The organism is Paenibacillus sp. VCA1 (assembly GCF_031583795.1).
Taxonomy (GTDB): Bacteria; Bacillota; Bacilli; order Paenibacillales; family Paenibacillaceae; genus Paenibacillus_AQ; species Paenibacillus_AQ albilobatus.
The window spans coordinates 194862-216507 of sequence record NZ_JAVLSX010000010.1; the positions used below are offsets into that span (position 1 = coordinate 194862).

General features: G+C 52.3%; 18 protein-coding genes and 1 pseudogene. 6 read left to right on the forward strand and 13 right to left on the reverse strand.

The annotated features are described in order from the left end of the window. Positions 1 to 23: 23 nt before the first annotated feature. The 9 genes and pseudogenes from RJP21_RS22490 to RJP21_RS22530 all read right to left on the reverse strand — a co-directional run bounded on the left by RJP21_RS22490 (position 24) and on the right by RJP21_RS22530 (position 10292). Positions 24 to 1808, reverse strand: coding sequence for a glycoside hydrolase family 2 protein (locus RJP21_RS22490; RefSeq protein ID WP_310861294.1), 1785 nt, complete (start codon positions 1806 to 1808; stop codon positions 24 to 26). Between the two features lie 339 nt (positions 1809 to 2147). After that, positions 2148 to 3050 carry a carbohydrate ABC transporter permease gene (locus tag RJP21_RS22495; RefSeq protein ID WP_310861295.1) on the reverse strand — a complete coding sequence of 301 codons (903 nt, stop codon included), beginning with the start codon at positions 3048 to 3050 and terminating at the stop codon, positions 2148 to 2150. Between the two features lie 15 nt (positions 3051 to 3065). Continuing rightward, positions 3066 to 4040 (reverse strand): ABC transporter permease, encoded by a 975-nt coding sequence (locus RJP21_RS22500; RefSeq protein WP_310861296.1) that lies wholly within the window; start codon positions 4038 to 4040, stop codon positions 3066 to 3068. A 186-nt stretch (positions 4041 to 4226) separates the two neighbouring features. Beyond that, complete coding sequence (locus tag RJP21_RS22505; RefSeq protein WP_310861297.1) at positions 4227 to 5957, reverse strand: extracellular solute-binding protein; 1731 nt, start codon at positions 5955 to 5957, stop codon at positions 4227 to 4229. Positions 5958 to 6314: 357 nt separating this feature from the next. After that, positions 6315 to 6509, reverse strand: a pseudogene (locus RJP21_RS22510) (family 43 glycosylhydrolase); the annotation flags it as partial. Continuing rightward, on the reverse strand, positions 6502 to 6699 hold the full coding sequence (locus RJP21_RS22515; RefSeq protein ID WP_310861298.1) for a hypothetical protein: 198 nt from the start codon (positions 6697 to 6699) through the stop codon (positions 6502 to 6504). The gene RJP21_RS22515 and the pseudogene RJP21_RS22510, both read right to left, overlap by 8 nt. Positions 6700 to 6932: 233 nt before the next feature. After that, positions 6933 to 7766, reverse strand: a complete 834-nt coding sequence (locus tag RJP21_RS22520; RefSeq protein ID WP_310861299.1) for an AraC family transcriptional regulator — start codon at positions 7764 to 7766, stop codon at positions 6933 to 6935. Between the two features lie 51 nt (positions 7767 to 7817). After that, entirely contained in the window at positions 7818 to 8768 is a 951-nt protein-coding gene (locus RJP21_RS22525) for an ArsR/SmtB family transcription factor (RefSeq protein ID WP_310861300.1), read from the reverse strand. 90 nt (positions 8769 to 8858) lie between these two features. Continuing rightward, positions 8859 to 10292 carry a PAS domain S-box protein gene (locus RJP21_RS22530; protein WP_310861301.1) on the reverse strand — a complete coding sequence of 478 codons (1434 nt, stop codon included), beginning with the start codon at positions 10290 to 10292 and terminating at the stop codon, positions 8859 to 8861. Between the two features lie 262 nt (positions 10293 to 10554). On the opposite strand from RJP21_RS22530, the gene RJP21_RS22535 reads away from it, so the two are divergent. The 3 genes from RJP21_RS22535 (at position 10555) to RJP21_RS22545 (ending at position 13568) form a co-directional block, all read left to right on the forward strand. Beyond that, complete coding sequence (locus tag RJP21_RS22535) at positions 10555 to 11298, forward strand: GntR family transcriptional regulator (RefSeq protein ID WP_160040724.1); 744 nt, start codon at positions 10555 to 10557, stop codon at positions 11296 to 11298. Between the two features lie 188 nt (positions 11299 to 11486). Next, entirely contained in the window at positions 11487 to 12206 is a 720-nt protein-coding gene (gene deoD / locus RJP21_RS22540; protein ID WP_310861302.1) for a purine-nucleoside phosphorylase, read from the forward strand. 27 nt (positions 12207 to 12233) lie between these two features. After that, positions 12234 to 13568: an MFS transporter gene (locus tag RJP21_RS22545; protein ID WP_310861303.1), complete on the forward strand. Its 1335-nt coding sequence runs from the start codon at positions 12234 to 12236 to the stop codon at positions 13566 to 13568. A 111-nt stretch (positions 13569 to 13679) separates the two neighbouring features. Here the strand turns inward: RJP21_RS22545 and RJP21_RS22550 are convergent, their stop codons facing one another. Together RJP21_RS22550 and RJP21_RS22555 are read right to left on the reverse strand one after the other, a co-directional pair. Further along, complete coding sequence (locus RJP21_RS22550; RefSeq protein ID WP_310861304.1) at positions 13680 to 14189, reverse strand: SRPBCC domain-containing protein; 510 nt, start codon at positions 14187 to 14189, stop codon at positions 13680 to 13682. 20 nt (positions 14190 to 14209) lie between these two features. Continuing rightward, positions 14210 to 14542, reverse strand: a complete 333-nt coding sequence (locus RJP21_RS22555) for an ArsR/SmtB family transcription factor (protein WP_160040732.1) — start codon at positions 14540 to 14542, stop codon at positions 14210 to 14212. A gap of 325 nt (positions 14543 to 14867) precedes the next feature. On the opposite strand from RJP21_RS22555, the gene RJP21_RS22560 reads away from it, so the two are divergent. Beyond that, positions 14868 to 16202: a catalase gene (locus tag RJP21_RS22560; RefSeq protein WP_310861359.1), complete on the forward strand. Its 1335-nt coding sequence runs from the start codon at positions 14868 to 14870 to the stop codon at positions 16200 to 16202. 159 nt (positions 16203 to 16361) lie between these two features. Here the strand turns inward: RJP21_RS22560 and RJP21_RS22565 are convergent, their stop codons facing one another. After that, complete coding sequence (locus RJP21_RS22565; RefSeq protein WP_310861305.1) at positions 16362 to 17591, reverse strand: MFS transporter; 1230 nt, start codon at positions 17589 to 17591, stop codon at positions 16362 to 16364. Positions 17592 to 17964: 373 nt separating this feature from the next. Between RJP21_RS22565 and RJP21_RS22570 the strand changes: the two genes are divergently transcribed. After that, the gene (locus tag RJP21_RS22570) at positions 17965 to 18390 is read left to right on the forward strand and encodes a sigma-70 family RNA polymerase sigma factor family protein (protein ID WP_310861362.1); all 426 of its coding nucleotides are present in this window, start codon (positions 17965 to 17967) and stop codon (positions 18388 to 18390) included. 75 nt (positions 18391 to 18465) lie between these two features. Continuing rightward, entirely contained in the window at positions 18466 to 19053 is a 588-nt protein-coding gene (locus RJP21_RS22575; protein WP_310861306.1) for a dihydrofolate reductase family protein, read from the forward strand. A 264-nt stretch (positions 19054 to 19317) separates the two neighbouring features. On the opposite strand, the gene RJP21_RS22580 is transcribed toward RJP21_RS22575, so the two are convergent. Continuing rightward, the gene (locus RJP21_RS22580; RefSeq protein WP_310861307.1) at positions 19318 to 21381 is read right to left on the reverse strand and encodes a GxGYxYP domain-containing protein; all 2064 of its coding nucleotides are present in this window, start codon (positions 21379 to 21381) and stop codon (positions 19318 to 19320) included. Between the last annotated feature and the right edge of the window lie 265 nt (positions 21382 to 21646).

The window sequence follows — 21646 nt, forward strand, 5'->3', positions numbered from 1 at the left end:
ACTCCTTTTCGCATAGATTTATGTTATAAGTCAGCGTTGCCTTCCATAATGCGGCGGATCTCCTCCAGCGGCGCCTTCGGCCGCCTGTCGTAGGTGAGCAGGCCGTTGATCTCCTGCTCCACGTCCGTCAGCTGGGTATAGCAGTATCCCTGAATCACCGGGGATGAGAACATCGGAGCGACAACCGCCCGGAGCCTTTGCAGGAAATCCTCCTCATTTTCGGCGCCGGAATATCCCCAGCCATCCCAATCGCTTTTTTTGTAGGCGATGCCGCCGAATTCGGACACCAGGATCGGCTGGCCCTGATAGGACGCCCCGCCGACGAAAATCCGCCGTCGAGCCGGCATCGCTTCCACCGCGGCGGCCGCCGAAGCATATCGTTCCTCCAGCACTTCCCGGCGGCTCTCGTAATCATGGATCGTGACGAGATCCGTGGTCATATGCTCCCAGCCGTCGTTATAAATGACCGGCCTCGTGTCGTCGAGCGACTTCGTCAGATGGTACATTGCCAGACCGTGCTGCTGCTGGCGCCGATCGACCAGAACGTTCGGAATGCCCCAGCTTTCGTTCAGCGGAACCCAGACCACGATGCACGGATGGTTGTAGTCGCGGTCCATAATCTCCTGCCATTCCCGGGTAAAGCGGCGCACATACGCTGCCGAATAATCGTAAGCGTTCGCCGCCTCGCTCCACAGCAGCAGCCCAAGCTTGTCGCACCAATAGAGGAACCGGGGATCTTCGGTTTTCTGATGTTTTCTTGCGCCGTTGAAGCCCATCAATTTCGCGAGCTCGACGTCCCGCCGCAGCGCTTCGTCGGAAGGCGCGGTGAGGATTCCGTCCGGAAAATACCCTTGGTCCAGCACCAGCCTTTGAAAATATGGGCGGTTATTCAGGCACAGGATACCGTCCTGGATGGACACCTTCCGCATGCCGAAATAACTCGTCACGTCGTCCAGCACCTCTTCGCCCTGCATCAGGCGGAGCCGGACATCGTATAAATTCGGCTTCTCCGGGCTCCATAAACGCCCCTGCCCATGATCCATGAAATCGTTCAGCCCGATCGACCGCGTCTCCTCCGCATGTTTGACGAAGTACTGATCCTCCGCCACCGCCTCGCCTTGGAAAGTTATGGTCACCTGCAGCTTTAGATCGCCGGACGGCTTCCAGCCCTGCACGAAGGTGGATAACCGGATTTCATTGCGGTCGATGTCCGGGGTAAGCTTGATCTTGTCCAGATGGGCCGGCGCCAGCGGCTCCAGCCATACGCTTTGCCAGATGCCGGTCGTGCGCGTGTAAAAAATGCTTGCCGATTGCTCCTGCCAGTACTGCTTACCCCTCGGCAGCGTCACGTCCCGGCTGAAATCCTCCGCTTTGACCACGAGGATGTTGCCATGATCGGCGAGCGCAGGCGTGATATCCGCTTGGAAAGGCGTATGGCCTCCCTCATGCACGGCCACCAGATGACCGTTCACCCACACCTTCGCCGCATAATCCACGGCGCCGAAATGGAGCATGATCCGCCTCCCCCTCCAGTCCGCCGGAACGTCGAAGCCCCGCCGGTACCAGACGACATCATGGAATGCCGGGTCGCCGATGCCGCTCAGTTCGCTTTGAAATGTAAAGGGGACCTGTATTTCCTTCGTAAACGAACCGGCTTTATTTTCCAAATACCATTGTTCGTCCTCCCCGACGACTGCATCGTCAAACTCGAATGCCCACGCTCCGTTCAAACTGACCCATTCCTGCCGCATAAATTGCGGTCTGGGATATTCCGGGCGTGGCGGCGCTTTGCTGCATTGTTCCCCCATGTGCCATTCGCTCCTTCAGTTAACTAAAAAGTTAATTAATTATTTTAGAATGAGTCACTGAATTCTCACGTAGATATTAAAATAAACGTGATATATAGTCAACGAAATTATTATTTGATTAATTAAATAGTTATCTAAATGATCCATGTCCGTTTCCTGCCGGAGGTGGATGAGCGGATTACCGGCGGCACCTGCCTGTTCGGCAGGTAATTCGGCAGCGACGGATAGGGTATTCATGTCCCGCATCCGCCATGAAGCAGCAGACATAGACCAGACGGTCATGTTTTTCGGAACATGCCGTTTGGCCTGCGCCTCTGTTCTGAAACTCTTTTCGCGCACCTAGCCTTTTATTGAGCCCACATATACACCTTTGACGAAATACTTTTGCAGGAACGGGTACACGAGCAGAATCGGGATCGTCGAGACCACGATCATGCAGTACTTCACGAGCTCCCGGTACGCGGTGGAGCTGCCCGCGCTGTCGATGACCACGCCGCCGGCGCTCCCCATCGTCGTTGAGGTCGAATCGTTCGCCACCAAAATTTCCTTCATCAGCAGCTGCAGCGGGAACAGGTTCCGGTCCTTCAGCAGCACCATGGCGTTAAACCATGAATTCCAGTTGCCGACCAGATAATAAAGGAAGATGACCGCCAGCGTAGCCTTCGACAGCGGCAGGATGACGTTCCAAAGAATCCGCGCCTGGCTCGCGCCGTCGATCGTCGCCGCCTCCTCAAGCTCCAGCGGAATCGCCTGGAATCCCGTCCGCAGAATAATCATGTTCCAGGTGCTGAGCGCCGTCGGCAGGATCATGGCCCATAAATTGTTGTACAAGCCGATATCCTTCATAAGCAGGAACCACGGAATCAGGCCGCCGCCGAAAAACATCGTCACCGTGATGACGATCATGATGATGTTTTTGAAATAGAGATCGCGCCGGGATAAAACATACGCGCCCAGAACGGTCATCACCATGTTGACGAGCGTGCCCAAGCCGACGTAAATCATCGTGTTTCTATATCCGACGAGCAGGCTGTTGTCCTTGAAAATCAGCTTGTAGCCGTCAAGCGTGAAGCCAAGCGGTTTCAGCAGCAGGCCTTTATGGGCGACAAGCTTGGCCGGATCGCTAAATGACGCAAATATGATATGCAGGATCGGATATAGACAAGCCACCGTCAGCATGGTCAGCAGCACGTAGTTGACGACGTCGAATACCCGGTTCCCGAACGTTTTGTGCTTTCTCATCTTTTGGTCTCCTCCCTACCACAAGCTGACTTCGGAGTTTCGCCTTGCGATCCGGTTCGTCGCCCAGAGCAGGGCAAAGTTCACCACGGAGCTGAACAGCCCTACCGCCGTGGAATAGCTCAGGCTGGCCTCCCTTAAGCCCCGGCGGTACACATACGATGCGATGACGTCCGCCGTATCGTAGGTCAGCGGATTATAAAGAAGGATGATCTTTTCATAACCGGACGACATGAGCCCGCCGATGGCAAAAATAAACAAGATGACGATCACGGGACTGATCTGAGGCAGCGTGATATGCCACATCTTCTTTATTCTTCCGACGCCGTCGATCTCGGCCGCCTCGTACAGGGCCGGATCGATCGAACTCATCGCGGCCAGGTAAATGATGCTTTCCCAGCCGATGCTCTGCCAGATGCCCGAAAACGTATAGATCGCCCTGAACATGGACGAATATCCGAGCAGCGACGAGTAATCCTTGCCCGTGATAAATTGTAAAATCTGGGTGATGATGCCCTCGTCCGCCGTGAAGATATGAACCATGCCGCAAACGACCACGAGCGAAATGAAGTGAGGCATATAGGTAATGGTCTGCACCGCCTTTTTGAACTTGCCGTCCCGCGCCTCGTTCAGCATCAGCGCCAGAATGATCGGGGCGGTGAATCCGAACACGATCCCCCACACGTTCAGCAGGAGCGTGTTTTTAACGATCCTCCAAAAATAGGGCCCTTCAAAAAAATCGACAAAATGCTTTAAACCCACCCACGGACTGTCGGCGAACCCGAGCAGCGGCTTGTAATCCTTAAAGGCAATCAAAATGCCCCACATCGGTCCATAGCAAAAGATCAGAAACCATGCGACCACGGGAACGGCGAGCATGTAGACGAACCAGTTCTTTCTGAAATCCTTTTTGATCACATGCCCGGTCTTCCGTTTGGGGCTGGGCGCCGTCATGCCGCGGCCATGTTCCCTGTTTTTCCGTAAAACCACCATCGTTCTGCCCCTCCTTCGCATCTCTTCGTCTTCCTCTTTCTCCGATTCCAGCACAAGCGATTTCCTTCGGCGGACGGCCATTCCCTGATTGAACGGCGATGAAAGTCCGAGCCATCCGCGGCGACCGCAGACGACTCGGCCTTGAGAGAAACCAGCGCACGCATGCACCGGCTTCCCTGCCCGTCGCTATCTCTGGTTATAGCGGTCAAGAGCGGCCTGATGGATGCTCAGGAACTCGTCCAACCCCATTTTTTTGGCTTCATTCAAAAACTTGTCGTAAGCGTCAACCGGCAGCTCACCCATGATGATTTTGGCGAAATATTCGCCCCGCAGCGTCGACAGCTGATTGCCCAGTTCCGCCTCGCGCGAAGCTTCCTCCTGCGTAAACGTGATCGGCGGCACGGCCATGCTCGTGTCCATGTTCTCCGTCCAATATTTCCGGATTTCGCCGGAATAACTTCCTTTGGCGACGATCAGCGGATTGGAGTTATGCTCGTCGCGGATATCCGGCCAGGTGTGCATGCGGTATTTGAGGAGCGTCGTCGCTACGGGCTGTCCGTCCGGATCTTTGTAGATATAGCTGTCCTCCGGGAAATACGGCTTGCCGTTTTCGTCGATCAAATGCATCGTGCCGTATTCGCCGTAGTTCAAGATCTCCCAGCCTTTTTTGCTGTAGTTGAAATCAAGCCACGCCATGGCTGCCTCGACGTCCTTGCACTTGGTCGTGATCGCGGCCGCGCGGCCGGTTCTTTTGAAATTTTTATACGTGGTCGCGGATTTATCCCCGGCATTCAAGACCGGATTCAGCGCCCCTACGAAATCGATGTTGTTTTGCTGCTTCCAGTAGCTCCACATCGTATCGGGAGAGTCCATCATGACCGCGGTTTTGCCCGAGATGGCGCTCGCCATCCGCTGGTTGAAGTCGGCGGTTGCCCAATCGCGGTTCAGAAGCCCTTCCTTGTTCCACTGCTGCATGGTGGCCAAATATTCCTTGGCCTTCGGCTGGGCCGGTCCCCACGCCACTTTTCCGTTGCCGTCAAGGAAGGTCCAATCCCACACGCCAAACGCCCCGTTGATGATGCCGGTGAAGATTTGGCCGTACGTCGATCCGTAGTTCAGCGGCTCGCTATAGCCGACTTCCTTGCATTTTTTCAAAAACGCATGCCATTCTTCGATCGTGTTCGGCACTTCCATCCCCGTCTTTTCGAGCGCTTCCTTCTTGATCAGCATCCCGAACCAAGTCCATTCCGAATAAGGGGCGATGCCGTAAAACCCAAGCAGCTTGCCGCTGTCCGTCACCGTCGTTTTCCTTCTCATTTCGTCCGAATTCCGCCATGCGGTATAGTTCGGAGCGTATTTCTCCATTTTGTCCGTCAGATCCAAGTAAGCGCCGTCGTTGACGCCCGCTTCAAGTCCGCCCGGATAACGTTCGGGATTGATGATGATGTCCGGCAGCTCGCCGGAGGAAATCATGAGCGTAAATGCGTCCGCTTCCTGACCGACCGGCGGGGTAATGAAATTGACCTTGATGCCGGTCAGCTTTTCGACCTGCTTCTGCACCGCATGATTGTTCATGTCCGGGATTTGAGGATCGGCGGGCATCCAGACGTTCAGAGTAACGTCCTTTTTGTAGGGATAAGCCGAGTAGTCTTGAGGAATCTTCTGTTCGAACAAATCTCCCAAATACGTATCGTTCATGGTATTATTGACTTCGTCTTTTTGCTCTTGCGTCGGCGTTTTGTTTCCCCGGATGTTCGTGCTGATGTCCTTGAACTCCACCTTCTCCTTGTTGGCGACCTCCGTCTCCGGCGTGGCCGTTTCCGCCGATTCGTCCTTGCTGCCGCTGCAAGCAGCGGTCGAAACGACGATCGACGATACCACCAGCAAACTTAAAAGCCGTTTCGTGATTTTTCCCATGCAAATCCCCCCGCATATCGATTTTGGAAATACCTTCACTCTCGCATTGCCCCATTTTCCATTTCCTGTATGTTCACACGAAGTATAATTTTGCCGCAATATTCTGTCAACGCTTTCATTTTGATTTTTTGTAATAAAATATTTTAATAAGTCAAATGCATTTCGAATAAAAAATATACGAGATAACATATTCCAGAAGGATAAACCCTTGGAAAATAAGGCCTAATTAACAAAGAAGAACTTTGTTAAAGCTAATGAAACATGCACAGAGCACCCATTTAGAAATATATAAAAAAGTCTAACTGTTACAATTTTATTGTAACTATAGGCCTGGCAAAACCCGCCCCTCCGCTTGTCCTATTCGCCTGAAGGGAGCGGGAGAGCGTGCTCATCGCTGACGGGTATCCCAAAATCCGGCGTGCCGTCCGGTTTCCACCCGAATTTTTGAATGCGCGTCGCCCGTAAAGCAGTATCTTCCCCGGGTGCGGACAATGCATGATAGACGATCCAGTCCTCCCGCCCGTCCGGGGATGTCGTGAAGCTGTTATGCCCCTCCCGGCTCAGGTACCCATATCACCGTTCGATCTCCCTTGGCGATTTCGCTCAGACGGGCCGATCGGCTCAGTTCCAACCGGTCTCCCCTAGTGCACATGAAATAATAAAATCCGTCCGCATGCTTGTACACCCAAGGATCGGCCGACCTGGCCGCCACCGGATTGCGGAATGTCGTGGAATCGGTCATCGCTTCCCCATCTCTCCTTTCTCTTCGTCCCATGTTCAGGCTGATCGCTAAAGCCGAGGCCTTTGGATCTCTTGATCAGGATCATGCCCCCCTTCCATTTCTATTATCCGGGCGGCCGCGAAGCCAATCAATTGCGATATCGATTTGATTTCCTGCAAAAAAGAATCACCTTGAATCGATTTCGACGGTCGAAAAAAAAGAACCGCCCCGGGACGGTTCTGGTTCATATCTGTTCAACGCGCCTGTACTCGCCATTCGAGCGGCGTCACGCCGACCGACTTCACGAAGGAATCGTAAAACCGGCTGGAGGAGGTGAATCCGACTTCGGAGGAAATGGTCTCGATCGCTTTGTCGGTATGACGCAGCAGCCGCTTCGCTTCCGTCAGCCGCATATTGATGATGTATTGCTTGGGCGAAACGCCCACGGCTTCGGTAAATTTTTTGCGGAGATTGCTTTCGGACAAGTAATGCCGCGCGGCAAGCTCGCTGACGGTCAGCGCGGTATAGTAACGGGAATGGATCTCCTTCAGCACTTCCTGAATGATGTTCCGGTCGTTTGCGCCTTTTGGTGCCGGCAGTTCTTCCGCCCGGCTTCGCTGAAAGAGCGTCAGCGTCGTCTCGAGCGCGAGCCGCATCAAATTATACGCATCCATTCTCGGCTCGCCCGACTTCCATTCCGTTTCCAGCTGCGACAAGCAAATATCCGCCCAGCGAAGCCGGTCTCCATTCAGATGGGCCCACTGAATTCGATGCGGATCGCTTTCACGGGCCGCAAACAAATGCCGGCAGTGCACCGGCAGCTTGTCATGGTTAAAGTGCACGGAAATGCCCTGCCAAGGCTCGGTGCTGACGAAACCGTGATGCAGACCGGGAGGAATCAGGATCATGTCTCCCGCGGTTACCTTGATATTTTGTTCAGCCGAGCTGTAGAACCCCTCTCCTTCCAAAACAAGCGTCAACTCATCGCTTGCATGCGCATGCGACATAAAAAGGCCTTCTCCCTGCTCCAAATGAAACATATGGGGTTTGAAGCGCTCGATGCTGACGATGAACTGCAACTCATTCATATCCATCTCCCGCAATCCTTTCAGGCATGGCTTTGCTTGGCTGCTTTGGCTTCAGTTCTCTTCCTCCCGGCCTGAAGCCATCGCGTATTTGACGTACATCCGAATATGCTGCTCGTGATCCCCGAATTCGCGGCCGAACAGGTTCACGCCGCCCTGGTTTACCGCGTCCGGACGAATCCCGATGCGCAGCCGCAGCTTGGGGCTTTCCGACAAATTCAACTGCCGCAGCGTGACGTCGGATACCTTCTCCATATCCAGCGTCGTTTTCTCATTGTCTACCCGCCAGGTTTTCAAAAGCCCGTACTTCGTTGACCAGTCATACCACCACTCCGGGTTCAGCTTGCCGGGGCGGTCGCCGAAATCGCCAGGGCTAGTCCACATCCCGATTTCGACGCCGTTGACCCAAACCGAAATATCGGACGGCCATTCATGGTTGTAGTTCGGAACCTCGGAGCACATCTCCATCGACAGCTCCAGCGACTCGATATAGGCGCCCTCGGGGATGTCCATCGGCAGCAGGTATTCCACGTACCCTTTGGCAAACCAAATGATCTGTGCGTCGATATGCTTCGGATGATAAAAGCTTGCCGGGTCGTCCTCCTTCAAAATCATGCTCTCGGCGCTGGCCATGCCGCAGGACGGCGCCACTTCGCAGTCGCTGTAATGGCCGATGGGCATTTCGACCTCGTAGCTGTTCATATCGCTCATGGACAGCGATTTGAAGCGGTTCAAAGCGATAAAAATGCCGTCATAATTGCGGCTGCAGACCTTCATGGCTCCGCGGGAAGCCGGCAGCATTTCCGTATGTATCAGCTTGGCCGCTTCCAGCACCTTCACGTGATTCGCCACGGTCGACACGGGCAGGTCCAGCGCTTCGGCGATTTCGATCACGTTGAGCTTTTTGGTATGCAGCAGCTGCAGAATATCAATCCGGGAACGGGTCGACAAGGCATGGGTGACGCTCACCAGCCTTTCCGGATCGTTAAAGCTAAGTTCCAGCACGAGTCCGCTCTCCTTTATACAATTAAATTACAACAATTTTACTGAATAATCCGCGCCATGACAATGATGCGCGCCTGACGGGCAAAACCGTCATGAACCATCTGTTAGAGGCAGAATGATGTCGAACGTCGTTCCTTCGTGGAGGGTGCTGTCGATGTTGATTTCGCCTTTATGATCGCCGATGATTTTGTAGCACATCATCAGGCCAAGCCCCGTCCCCTTTTCCTTGGTGGTGAAAAACGGCTCGCCCAATCGCGGGAATTGGTTTTCGCCAATGCCGACGCCCTGATCGATAAATCGGATCAGGACGCCGCTTTCCTGCAAGAGGGCAAGAATGCGGATCACGCCTCCGTGCGGCATCGCCTCAATGGCGTTTTTTAATACGTTTACGAATACCTGCTTGATTTCCATTTCCGAGCATTCGACCAAAGGAATGCGTGCTTCAACCTCCATGCTGATCTCGATGTTGTTCAGCGCGGCCTGAGCCTCCAGCAAGGTGACGACGCTTTGCAAAATACGGACGAGATTTTGTTTTTGGAAGCTGGATTGGTACGGTCTCGCTATCACTAAAAATTCGTTCACGATGCTGTTGATCCGGTCGATTTCGGACAGCATGATGTCGAAATATTCCTCTTTGTTCACCCGCCCGGATTGCATGATTTGCAAAAATCCGCGCAGCGAGGTCAGCGGGTTCCGGATTTCGTGCGCAAGTCCCGCGGCCAATTGGCCGACGGCATTCAATTTATCGGCTTTCCGGTAAAAGTCCTCCGATTTTTTTTGTTCGGATATATCCCGGGTAATGCCGGTGATGGCGATGATGTCGTCCTTGGCGTCTTTGATGGGGGAAAGCGTCAAAAAAACATGAATGGTTTCACCGTCTTTTCGCGGCCTCACGGTTTCAAAATGGATCACTTTCTCATTATGCAGATGCTTGAAAATTTCCTCGAACCGGTTCTCCAGATGGGCCGGAAACATGGGCGCCTGCTTCCCGAGCAGTTCGCCTTCCGACCAGCCGTAAATTTTCTCGAAAGCATGGTTTATCCGAATGACTTTGCCGTCGGTATCCATAATGCAAATGCCGTCGACGGAGCTTTCGTATAAGGATTCCAGCAGTTCTTTCGTTTCCCGGAGCTCTTGTTCGCGGCTCTTCAGTTCCGTAATGTCGACGCAGGAGGCGATCACTTCGACGACCTTTCCGAATCTTTTGACGGGCTGCAGAGACACCAGATAAAATACGCCGTGAAACACGCTTTCGTAAATGATCCCTTCCTTCCCATGCCATGCATCCCGGTAAAATGATTCTTTGTGAGCGGCTATGTCGGCGGGATAGAAGTCCTTCAGCTCTTTTCCCGTGACCTCCTGAGGAGTCAAGCCTATTTTGGATAACAGCCGCCCGCTGCAAAACGTATGTATGAACCGTCCATCTATTTTTTTGACTTTAAACGTCATGCCCTGCTGCTCGGACAACATTTCGATCAATTCCGCGGAAGAATACTCCAAGAATTCACACGGCGGTTTCCCCATCTGCATCCACTCCCATCGGCCAATAATAAAATATTTACACTTCATTCGACGGTCGAACACCGGCATCCTTCCGGAAAAAAATTTAAAAGCGGCGGGATTGAGGAAAAATGAACCGGCAGCGGAGGAAGGCGACCGATTTCAATTCGGCCCGGCCATGTTATAATAATCGCAAGGTTGGGTCGAGCTTGAAACGGCGCCATCATCGGCTGGGAATGCACCTGCAGAGTATGGCAGCACAATTAATCGTTATGGGTGTGAAAAAATGGAAGTCAACCAGGCAGGATTCAAAGAAAAAAAACCGTTATATATCAAGGTCTACGACGAATTATATAAACAGATCATGAACGGCACCTATCCTTGCGACAGCCAGCTGCCGACGGAAACGGAACTGGCCAAAACATTCAAAGTAAGCAGGATGACCCTGAGACAGGCTTTGGCCCTTTTGCAGGATGACGGATTGGTCAAGAGCGTTCATGGCAAAGGAAGTTTCGTCACCAGACATCGGCAGGCGAACCAAACGGCGGGTTTGGAGAAAATCGGGAATCCGATCCATAAATGCCTGTCGGAACCCATCGACCGGATCGAATTGGATTTCCGGCTGGATTTGGAGAGCGAATATACGCAGGAAATTTTGAACCGCAAGGCCGCCGCGGTCGTCGCCATCGAACGATGGTACAAAAGCAAAGGCATCGCCGTCGCTTTTGCCTTTACGTTCATGGCGATCGAGACCGTCTCGGAATTGAATTTGGATTTGCAGGACACCGACCAGCTCCTGGATTTTCTCGAAAATAAAGTGTACGAAACGGCCCACTCCGCTACGCTTGAAATCAAGCGTTCGAGTGCGATCAATTCCCCTTCGCAAAAATACATCATCGCCGGAGGAGCCGACCAGTGCGACTTGATCCTGGAAAGTCTGTACGTCAATGACCAGCATCATCCGGTCCTCTATAATAAGTTCTATATTCCCGAAGAATCCAGCGTCATGAAAATCAACGCAACCAAATAAGCATTCATTCCGGTAACGGCATCTTCCTTTCAGGTTGATGCCGTTTTTTGTTCTTCTCCTTCCTGCACCGGCGCTTCGTCGCCGTAATTTTTAGTTGCTATCCAGGTCGTTTGTGTGGTATTTTATCAAAGTACAAATTAGACAACATACCATACAACTAAAAGAGTTGTTATAAGGAGAATGAGATCATGAACACGCAAGCACCTATCGAAACCCCTCATATCAAGCCGAACGGAGCCGAAATCGCCGAAACGATTCTCCTCCCGGGCGATCCTTTGCGAGCCAAATTCATCGCCGAAACCTACCTTGAAGATGTCGTCCAATTCAACGAGGTCCGCGGTATGCTTGGTTTTACGGGCACGTATAACGGCAAACGGATATCCGTTATGGGGACGGGAATGGGCACGCCCAGCATGAGTTTGTATTCCTGGGAACTCATTCACGTGTTTGGCGTCAAAAACCTGATCCGGATCGGATCCGCCGGAGCCATTCAAGATCATCTGCATCTGAACGACATCGTTTTTGCCATGGGTTCTGCAACCGATTCCAATTACATGCATCAATTTAATCTTCCGGGGCATTATTCCATTACGGCATCTTTTGACTTGCTTGAAAAAGCCAAAAAGATCGCCGATGCAAAAGGCCAACAGGTCCATGTCGGAAATGTTCTTTCAAGCGATATATTCTATAACGTCGATCCGACCGCGCTCGAAAGATGGAGCAAGATGGGGATCCTCTGCGCCGAGATGGAATCGGCAGGACTCTACCTGAATGCCGCCTACGCCGGCGTCAACGCCCTTTGCATACTGACCGTAAGCGACCACATCTTTAGACATGAGTTCCTGTCTGCCGAAGAAAGACAGACTTCTTTTACGAAAATGATGGAAATCGCCCTCGAACTGGCGTAAATGTTGCGGGAAAGGAGATGTTGACCGATGAATACGACCGTGGATTTGCACGAAACCAAGGCTTTCTCCGCGAAGAAAGCGGTTCCCATTCTGCTCATATTTTTTGTTTTTTCCTTGATCATCGACAATTCGTTTAAACTGGTCTCCGTCGCGATTGCAAAAGATTTGGGCATTTCGACGACGGCCGTCAGCTGGCAGGCCACGTTGGCCGGTCTCGTGATCGGGATCGGCGCCGTGGTATACGCCTCCTTGGCCGACTCCGTCAGCATCCGCTCGTTGCTTGCCGCGGGCATCGCCTTCATAACCGCCGGATCCGTCATGGGGTTCGCGTTTCAGCATTCGTTCCCCATGCTGCTTGTATCCAGGGTCGTCCAAACCGCCGGGCTGGCTTCCGCGGAGACGCTTTACGTTATTTACGTCGCCAAGCATTTGCCTAAAGACGAGCAAAAAAGATTCCTTGGTTACAGCACCAGCAGCTATTCGTTGTCTCTTGTCATCGGCTCCCTTACAGGCGGGTTCGTCTCGACCTATCTGAACTGGGCGGCATTGTTTTTGATTCCATTGCTGTCGCTGATTTTGCTGCCGCTAATCCTGAAGTATTTGCCGAAGGAAGAAACGAAGAAAAGCCGCGTCGACGTGATCGGGCTGTTTCTGATCGCTTTGATCGCCACCTCGGTCATGCTGTATATCACGGATTTCAACTGGTTGTATATCGTCATGCTGGCGGCGGCGGTCGTTTTGTTCCTTTTATATATCAGCAAAAGCAAAAACTCTTTCATCGACATAACCTTTTTCAAAAACAAAAGATTCGTGTCCGTGCTGGCCGTCGCTTTCATTATTTATTCGGTGCAGCTGGGTTATATCTTCCTGTTCCCGTTCCTTCTTGAAAAGGTTTACGGTCTCCACCTGGACACGATATCGCTGCTGTTGATTCCGGGATACGTGACGGCGGTCCTCGTGGGCGCATCGGCCGGAACCATATCCAAATACCTCTCCAACAAGCAGGCGGTGTCGGCAGCGATGATCATGATCGCGCTCAGCTTATTTTTACCGGCACTGCTGTACGGAGGGCCCGTGATCGTGTACGTCATCTCGATGATGCTATTTTCAGGCTCCTTTGCCTTTATGTACGCGCCGTTGCTTGATACCTGTGTAAGCGCTCTACCGTCAAGCCAATCGGGAACCGTGATCGGGTTCTATAACTTGACGTTAAACGTCGCCACCTCGATCGGGATCACGTATTCGGCGGCCATGATCGAATCGGTATCGTTCAAGATGATCTTGTCGGTCCTTGCCGTCATTACGGTTGCTGCACTGCTCATTTACTGGCTTTTGATCGGAAGAACAAGAGAGACGGCATAAAGGCAGGGTTGTGTCCGCAGCGCTATATTCCAAAAACGAAAAAAGAGGGCGAGGCGTATTCCAGCCTCTCCCTCTTTCTTAATATAAGGAACTTCTGCGTGCCAATGACAATTATCGGTTCGCCTGCAGATATTCGTCCAGACGGTCCATCGTTTCCGTAAAACCTTGCTCCATCCCCATCTCGATGACCTTCCGGAGAGCCTCGGCGGATTCGTAAACGGCGCGGTTCACGAATTTCGTCTTGCCTTCGAATTCTTCAAAGGTCAACGTGATGACCGGTGCCGGCATTCCTTCGGCTTCATTGCCCTCCGCATCCGAGAAGTAGTCGATGTACACGATTTTCTCGCCGTCAACGATCTCTTGGTAAACCGCTTTGCCCCAGGATTCGAATCCATAAAAATCGCCCTGGTTTTTGTCGACGCATTTCATGCAATAATGCCAGCGGCCGCCCTCGCGAAAATCCACGTTGCATACGGTCACGTCCCAGCCGCGCGGTCCCCACCACGCCTTCAAATGTTCCGCTTGCGAAAACGCCTTGAATACCAGCTCGCGCGGGGCATCAAAAACACGCTCGACAGTAAGCACGTTGCCTTCCGCCTGAAAAGTCATTTGTCTCAACATCCTTGCATCCTCCCTTGGATTTATCCATCCGATTTCTTCTCTTGGGACTTTAATTTCTGCAAATAAAGATCCAGTTGATCAAGCCGCTCCTCCCACATTCGGCGGTAATCGTCCAGCCACTCGTCCAATTCATGGAACGGCTCCGGACGAAGCCTGTAATTCCGGCGGTTGGCGACAGCCTCGACTTCGACGAGCCCGGCTTCCAAAAGGACGCGTAAATGCTTCGAGGCTTGCGGCTGGCGAAGCTGCAGACGATCCGCAATTTCTCCTACGGTCAATGGGCCGCCCTGCAGCAATTGAACGATATTCAGTCGATTGGGTTCGGCTAATGCGCTAAATGTCTTGATTTCCATGATTCATGTTCCTTTATTACATTATGGGCCCTGCGGAATTCATCCGCCTGCCGATTTCGGTCCTGCCCCCCCGTTTCTATCCGTATTCCCTTGCTATGATCAAAATATACTACATTAGGAATATTCCTGTCAAGGAATATGAAAAATATTATAACGCGTTTGCATCCGTTTCCCCAAACGGCAGCGACCTGGCGCCAATGACGAAAGGAAAGGTTTTTGGGGGACTTTATCGCCGCTTTCCGCAATATACTGTGGATAGCGATGATTGCATCGAACCCGATCCGCCGTAAAGCGGATGAAAACTTTGAACATGGGAGGCCGAATGATGCAAGAAAATAACGGTTGGTCAAAGGACATGCCGGCATCATTGCATTCGCAGACCGTCGGTGACCGGGGGCCCGTTTTGGAGCAGGATAACATGCTTCACGAGACGCTGGAAACCTTTATACATGCCAAAATTCCGGAAAGGCCCGTACACGTCAAAGGATACGGCGCATTCGGATATTTCCAGACGGTCCATTCCATGTCGGCGTATACCAAGCTTTGCTTTCTGCAAAATCCGGGCCAGCGGGTTCCCGTCACCGTGAGGCTTTCCTTTGCCGTCAGCACGAAAGGCACCCCGGACACATCCCGCAACGTCCGCGGATTTTCCACGAAATTTTATACGGAACAAGGCGTGTTCGATCTGCTCTGCAATCATATCCCCGTTTTTTCCGTGCGGGATGCCATCCGCTTTCCGGAATTCATCGAAGCGTTCCTGCCTTCGCCGAAAAGCAATCTGACCGATCCCGAACGGCTCTGGGACTTCGTAGCCGGGACGCCGGAAGCCACTCATTTTCTCGTCTGGCTCTATTCCGACATAGGCACGTTAAAAAACTTCCGCCACATGAAAAGCCATAGCGTAAATACTTACGTCTGGAAAAACGCGCAAGGCGCCCGCACCTATGTGAAATACCACTGGATCCCTTTTGCCGGCGAGAAGTACATCGATCGCCATGAAGCAGCCCGGCTGGCCGGCGAGGATCCCGATATTGCGGGCAAGGAACTCTATGAATCCATCGCCGCGGGACAAAACGTCGATTACGGGCTTTACGTGCAGCTGATGGATCCCGACGACGCGGCAAATCTTCCTTACGATCCGCTGGATGCGACCAAACTCTGGGATGAGCGGCAATTTCCTTTGCAGCCGGTCGGCCGTCTGGTGCTCGACCGCAATCCGGATAACTATAGGGAGCAGGTGGAGAAAATAGCCTTTTCCCCATCCAATCTTTTGGAAGGAGCCGAGCTGTCGGACGACAAGCTGCTGCAGGGGCGGGCCAACATTTATTGGGATTCGCAGCGCATGCGGCTCGGGCCCGAATTCCGCAATATCCCGGTCAACCACCAGAAAAACTGGACGCCCGCATCCTTGGTGACCAGCGGCAGCGGCAGATCGGTGGAAGGACGACTCGAGCGGTCCGATCTGCCCAATACGGACGATTTTACGCAAGCAGGCCAATTTTACAGCGCCCTTTCCGAGACGCAGCAGGACCATCTGGTGGATAACCTTGCCGCCGATCTAAAGGGCATATCCCCTGAAACGCAGCGCGTTGTCCTCAGTCATCTTAGTCATGCATCACAGGAACTGGGCGAAAGAGTCGCCCGGCATATCGAATCGTAGTTGCGGCCGTCGCAGCGGCATAACCTGGCTTGTTGCGCGCATAACCAAAAACAAAAACACCGGAAAAAAATCAAATCCGGTGTTTTTTGTCATGCCATTACAGAGACACTCTTTCTATTTTTCTCGTTGTCCGATGCATGACACAACGGCATAAATTCATTAATGCATCGCCGCTGCCCGCTGCTTCAAATAGGCCGGAATCCACAACAACGCGAGCAGCAAAAACATGCCCGATACCCCGAAATAAAGATATTCGAAGCCATGCTCCTTAGCAATGAAAAAGTAGCTGAGCGTCGGGCCCAAGGCAGCGCCGACATCCTGAACCATGGAATAAAACGTCAGGAACGTCATGGATTCGGCGGATTTCGCGACATCCCCCGCCAAAGCGTCCATCAGGGTCGTCAAAGAAGTGGCGGCCACCATGGAAGCAAGCGCAATGATGATCCAAGCGGCAAAAGAAAAATGGACGGAAAGAAAGGCATACGTCGCAAAAGCCGACAGCAGCGAATAAATCAGCAGCGGAATTCTCCCTTTGCCGCCGTCGGACCATTGCCCGATCCGGCTCGCCAAAAAAGGCTCCCATACCCACCGGACGGATTGCAGCAGACCGGATAAGGCCGTTACGCTGACAAGAACGCCCAACAAACCAATCGGATTGCCGAATTGATATTGGATCAGCGTGCTTAGGGTTGAAGGGAACACGCCCTGTATAAACATCGTGACAAAAAAACTGCTGATGACGATCATCCAGATGCGGCTTTTCGGCAGGGCCGACGGGCGTTTTCCGGCTATATCCCGTTCTTCGGCGCCAGACTGGCGAATGCCGTGGTTTGAAGCGCGCATGAGCAGCGGGATTCCGACTAAATTAGCTGCCCCGAACAAAACGGAAATGGTCTGCAGCCCGAATACCGGAGCCAAAATGCCTCCAAGCAGCATGCCTGCCAAGCTCCCCGTCCGATACAAGCCGTTGTAAATCCCCATCGCTTTGCCTTGGCCGTGTTCAGAGGAATGACGAACGACCGCCGCCAATCCTCCGATGCGAAAAAATGACCAGGCAATCCCCCACAAACACCGCAACAGCACCCACCCGGCAAAACCTTTAACGACGCCGTAACCGGCCGTTGTCAACGCACCCAAAATGATGGCGACGATCAGCCCGGTCCTTAAAGGCATTCGCCGGTATAACCAACCGACTACGGGATTGGCCGGCAAACGGATAAAACGGTTGATGGATAAAAGAAACCCGACCTCCCAAAGCGACGCAAGCCCGGCTTCCTTCCAAAAAATAGGCAAGGCAATGTACAGCATGGAATCGCCAAGCAAACTTAATGCCGTAACAATGGCAACGATCCGGATCGGATCCGGCTTGCGGCTTTCTTTTGTCTCCAAATTGGCTTCCTTCCCCCCATTCCCCTGTTTATTTAAAATCATTTTCACATAAGACCGAATTCATCATGAGGTACGGCCGTTCCTAATCATTATATATCTTATTGGAAAAAAACAGCCCCCGGCACTTTGCCGGAAGCTCGGAAAATTCCGTGCTTTTTCATACGGATGCCGTCTGTTTTTGTGGAAGATATTTTCATTCGCAAAGATACCCTTGAACTCTGTTTTATTGCACTCTTGCAGATCTTGCCCCCCTCGTCAACGTGCGGTTCTTATTTTGAAGGATGTATTCGAATGGTCCTCCAAACAGATCGCAGAAACTTTAGGCATATCGCCGGCAGCGGTTAACAGCGCCCTGCAAAGAGCCAGAGAAACGATGGACCGAGCGAAACTTCATTCTGACGAGTTTAGCATGATGGATGTCGAACCTGATCGTGAGCTGCTGTCACGGTATGTGGAAGCCTTCGAACAATTTGATATCCATGCGCTCGTAGCGTTGTTTCATAAGGAAGGCCGCCTGTCAATGCCGCCTTTCGCAATGTGGGTACGCGGCAAAGACGATTTGTTCAAGTTTTTTTCGCTTACACGCTGGCATTGTGAAGGATCACGGTTTTTACCGATTACGGCGAATGGGGGTTGTCCTGCTTTCGCACAGTATGTGCCAAGCGGTGAAGACTCCTACTTGGTACCCTGGGGGATCCACATGATTGAAATAAAGGACAAGCAGATATACCACGTCCAAAATTTCATTAATGTAAAATTATTTTCGCGATTTGGGCTTCCTGCACAAATACACCGATGAATATCGTAATCTAATTTCGTCTAAATAAATGAGATACTAAATTACGATGATCAAGGATAGAAAGGACGATAGTTCATGCGGAAAATCATTCTATTCATTCACAGTACGATTAATGGTGTTGTCACTGGCGACCCAAGCGAGGACAAAACCAACTGGGCGGTCTGGAGAAATAGCGCTGGCATTGAGGAAGGTTCTCAGTATCTATTAAATATTTTTGAGACAGCGGATACGATTTTGCTTGGCCGCGGAACTTACGAAGACCTCTCTAGAAAGTGGCCGAATACTCGAGGTTCAAGCCTGGGTGATAAGATAAACAACGCCCACAAACTCGTTGTAACAAGCGCCCGCCCACACGAAAATCTAAAATGGGGAGAATTTGAAGCCCCAAAACCATTGACCGGCAGTAATATAGAAGAGCAAATTAAAGACCTAAAAAATGGCGACGGTGGCGACATTGTTATTTTCGGTAGTCCAACGCTTGTGCGATCACTTGCAAACGCAAATCTTATTGACGAATATCAGATCGTTATGCACCCGGTTGTGGTCAACGTAGGGGAGCATTTGTTTGACGATCTTAATGAGCAGATGGAATTCCATCTCGTGGACGTCAAAACACTTAAGGTTGGTTCCCTCTTGCTAACCTACAGACCCGCTAAAGCTTAGCTCAACATCAAAACACGAACTTACGCCCAGTGAGCGATCGCGCCATGCTATGAAAAAGATTGATGTGATGTCGTCGCAAGCTTTAGCCTTAGGGCTTGGCCACGCATTTCAAACTGCTTGTCAAGCCCTTTTTCTCTTTTTCGTTCAAAAAAAAGAGCGGGCTATCTTTTCGATAACCTGCTCTTGTTCTTGATTTTTGGCCCTGCGCCTTAACTAAATGACACTGATCGGGCCGTCCCCTCTTGCGCGCTTTAGACGGCTATTTTACGGTTTGGCCGGTAAGCCGTTCGCTTGGCGGATGAGCGCAAAATACTGGTCTGCCGTCACGGCTTGGTATTCGGGTCCAAGCGAACTGTTCAACTCGTAGACTTGCGTAGGCGTCATGTTCCATGCCAGAAGGGCGACGGATACGAACAGCGGGGAGTTGCCGTCCCAGTTCGCTTTGGCGTCGGCAAGCACCTTTTTGCCGTCTGCCACGGTGCTGATTTCGCGGAGCGTCGATACGGGAAGGCCTCCGTCCAACACTTCGACGCTGTTCGGGTTGTCATACATCAGCATCAGGCCGGGAACGCGGTATTCATCGCGGTAAGCGGCCGCCTTCGTTTCGCTAAGCGGCAAGTTTTGGCCGTCCACCCGGTTCAGCACGTACGGGATCGTCATGCCGGTTTTTTTCATATAGGAATAAGTCTGCTTCAGGAAACTAGCGAACGAGTTGTCCGGCCAGGCGTTCGGATAAAAATATCCCGCCCCGGAAGGTCCGGCGACGAGCCGGTCATTTGCGGTCGCCGTTTCCAGGTAATGGTTCAACATGGTTGGAGCGGCGTCGTAAAGCAGCGGGCTTGACGTCCAGTTGATCGGCACCTTCCCGCGGCTGGGGTCATCCCAGAGAACGCGCATCCGGTGCTCGTTGTACTGGAGGTTATCCCCTTCCCCAAAGGTATAGGTGACATAAATTTTGTTTTCCAGCTTTGGCGTTTTGACCGGTTTCGGATTGGCTTGTTTCGCTTTCGTTCCGGAAAAGACGGTCATGTTGCCGAAATAATCCGCCGCGAGCACGTATACGCCATGTCTCGACGTAATTTCAACGCCGCTGAATTCCCCGGCGACGTCGTTGCTGAACCAGCCTAAATAAGGCGTTCCCGGCTTGACGTCCGACATCATCTTTTCGAACAGCTCCCTTTCCTGCGGCACGTTCGAATCAAGCCAGAACACCGCGGCTTTGTTCGCAACGGCGTAATCGCGCAAAAATCCGTATGGTTCTTTCGCATCGGAGGAAACCGGCTTTACATTGCTGGCCGAAATTTTAAACTGATTCCACATGTCGACGGTGGCCGTCAGCTGCTTCGTTCCGGCCGGAGCGCTAAACTGATAGACGAAATAACGCCCGTTGTCGGCGAAACGGTGGCCGTTGTTGCCTGACGACAGCTGCGAGTTGTTCCGGTCGTAAAGATAAGGTTCTTCTTCCGCCGTGCCGGGGATGAAATGCGCAATGACCTGCCCGTCCGCTTTCACCGTCACTTCATGCACCGCCGGTCCCCAGCCGTCCTGCGGAAAAGCGTCCTCAAAGCGCAGGTAAACCGACTCTTTGCCCAGGAACCCCGACAAATCGAGATCGTATTCCTTGCGGTTTTTGGCGTCGCGTTCCTGCGTCGGTTCTTCGGCAATCGTCTTGAAAGACGCGAAATTGCCTTCCGGAAGGCGGATGGAGGTGTCCGGGCTTAATCCGATCAGCATCCGATGCGTCGTTTCGCCCCATAAATGGTCAAACTGCCAGCTGTATGCGTCCACACGATCCTTGAAGCGGCCCCGCAGGTCATCGACGACAGGCAAATGATACGGTGCGGCCGCCAGCTTCTGCGCCAATTCCGGGCTTGCCACGACGGCGTTTTTCAGCCCGGCCAGCGTCGTCGCCACATTGATCGAATCCGGCAGCTGCGGATCGTAGACGATGACCCCCTTCGCCTCGCTTTTGAATGCATTGACAATGTCCCAGTAATCGTCATGCAGCGTAAACGGAACCTCCAAATCGTTCAGCCAAGTGAGCTTGCCTTCCTCCTTGCTTTCGATCAGATAGATGCGCGGCTCCTTGCGATTCACGATGCCTTGCAGGGTGGAAAGCAGCAGTTTGATATCGCCGGGCGCGTCGTAGATGTCCGCAACCTCCAGCCGCTTGACCTTGGCGAAGGTCGGGAGCTGCTGTTGATCGGGCCATGAAATCGTATGCGCCTGACCTTGCGGCTGCGCAGCCGGTTCCGCGGACGCGCCCACTGACAACGACAGGGTGCATAATAAGGCAAGACTTATAACAATCGGCTTCTTTCGGATCACGATGAATCCACCTCGTCTTATCGTAAAATGGCGGGGGCAATCATTCGGCGCTTTACCTCCCGTTCACCTCCCCGGTCTGCCGCAACGAACGAACCATAAAATGAGTCCCCTAATATCATATTTAATATATTATATATGTTATTACAACACTTTCGACAAAACCTCCCGTGGATTCGTATGATCCAAGCTTTTTCACTTGATTTCGACGGTAATAAAAAACCGTTATTCGTCCATCTTCTGTCCCATTCCTGAGAGAATGCTATAG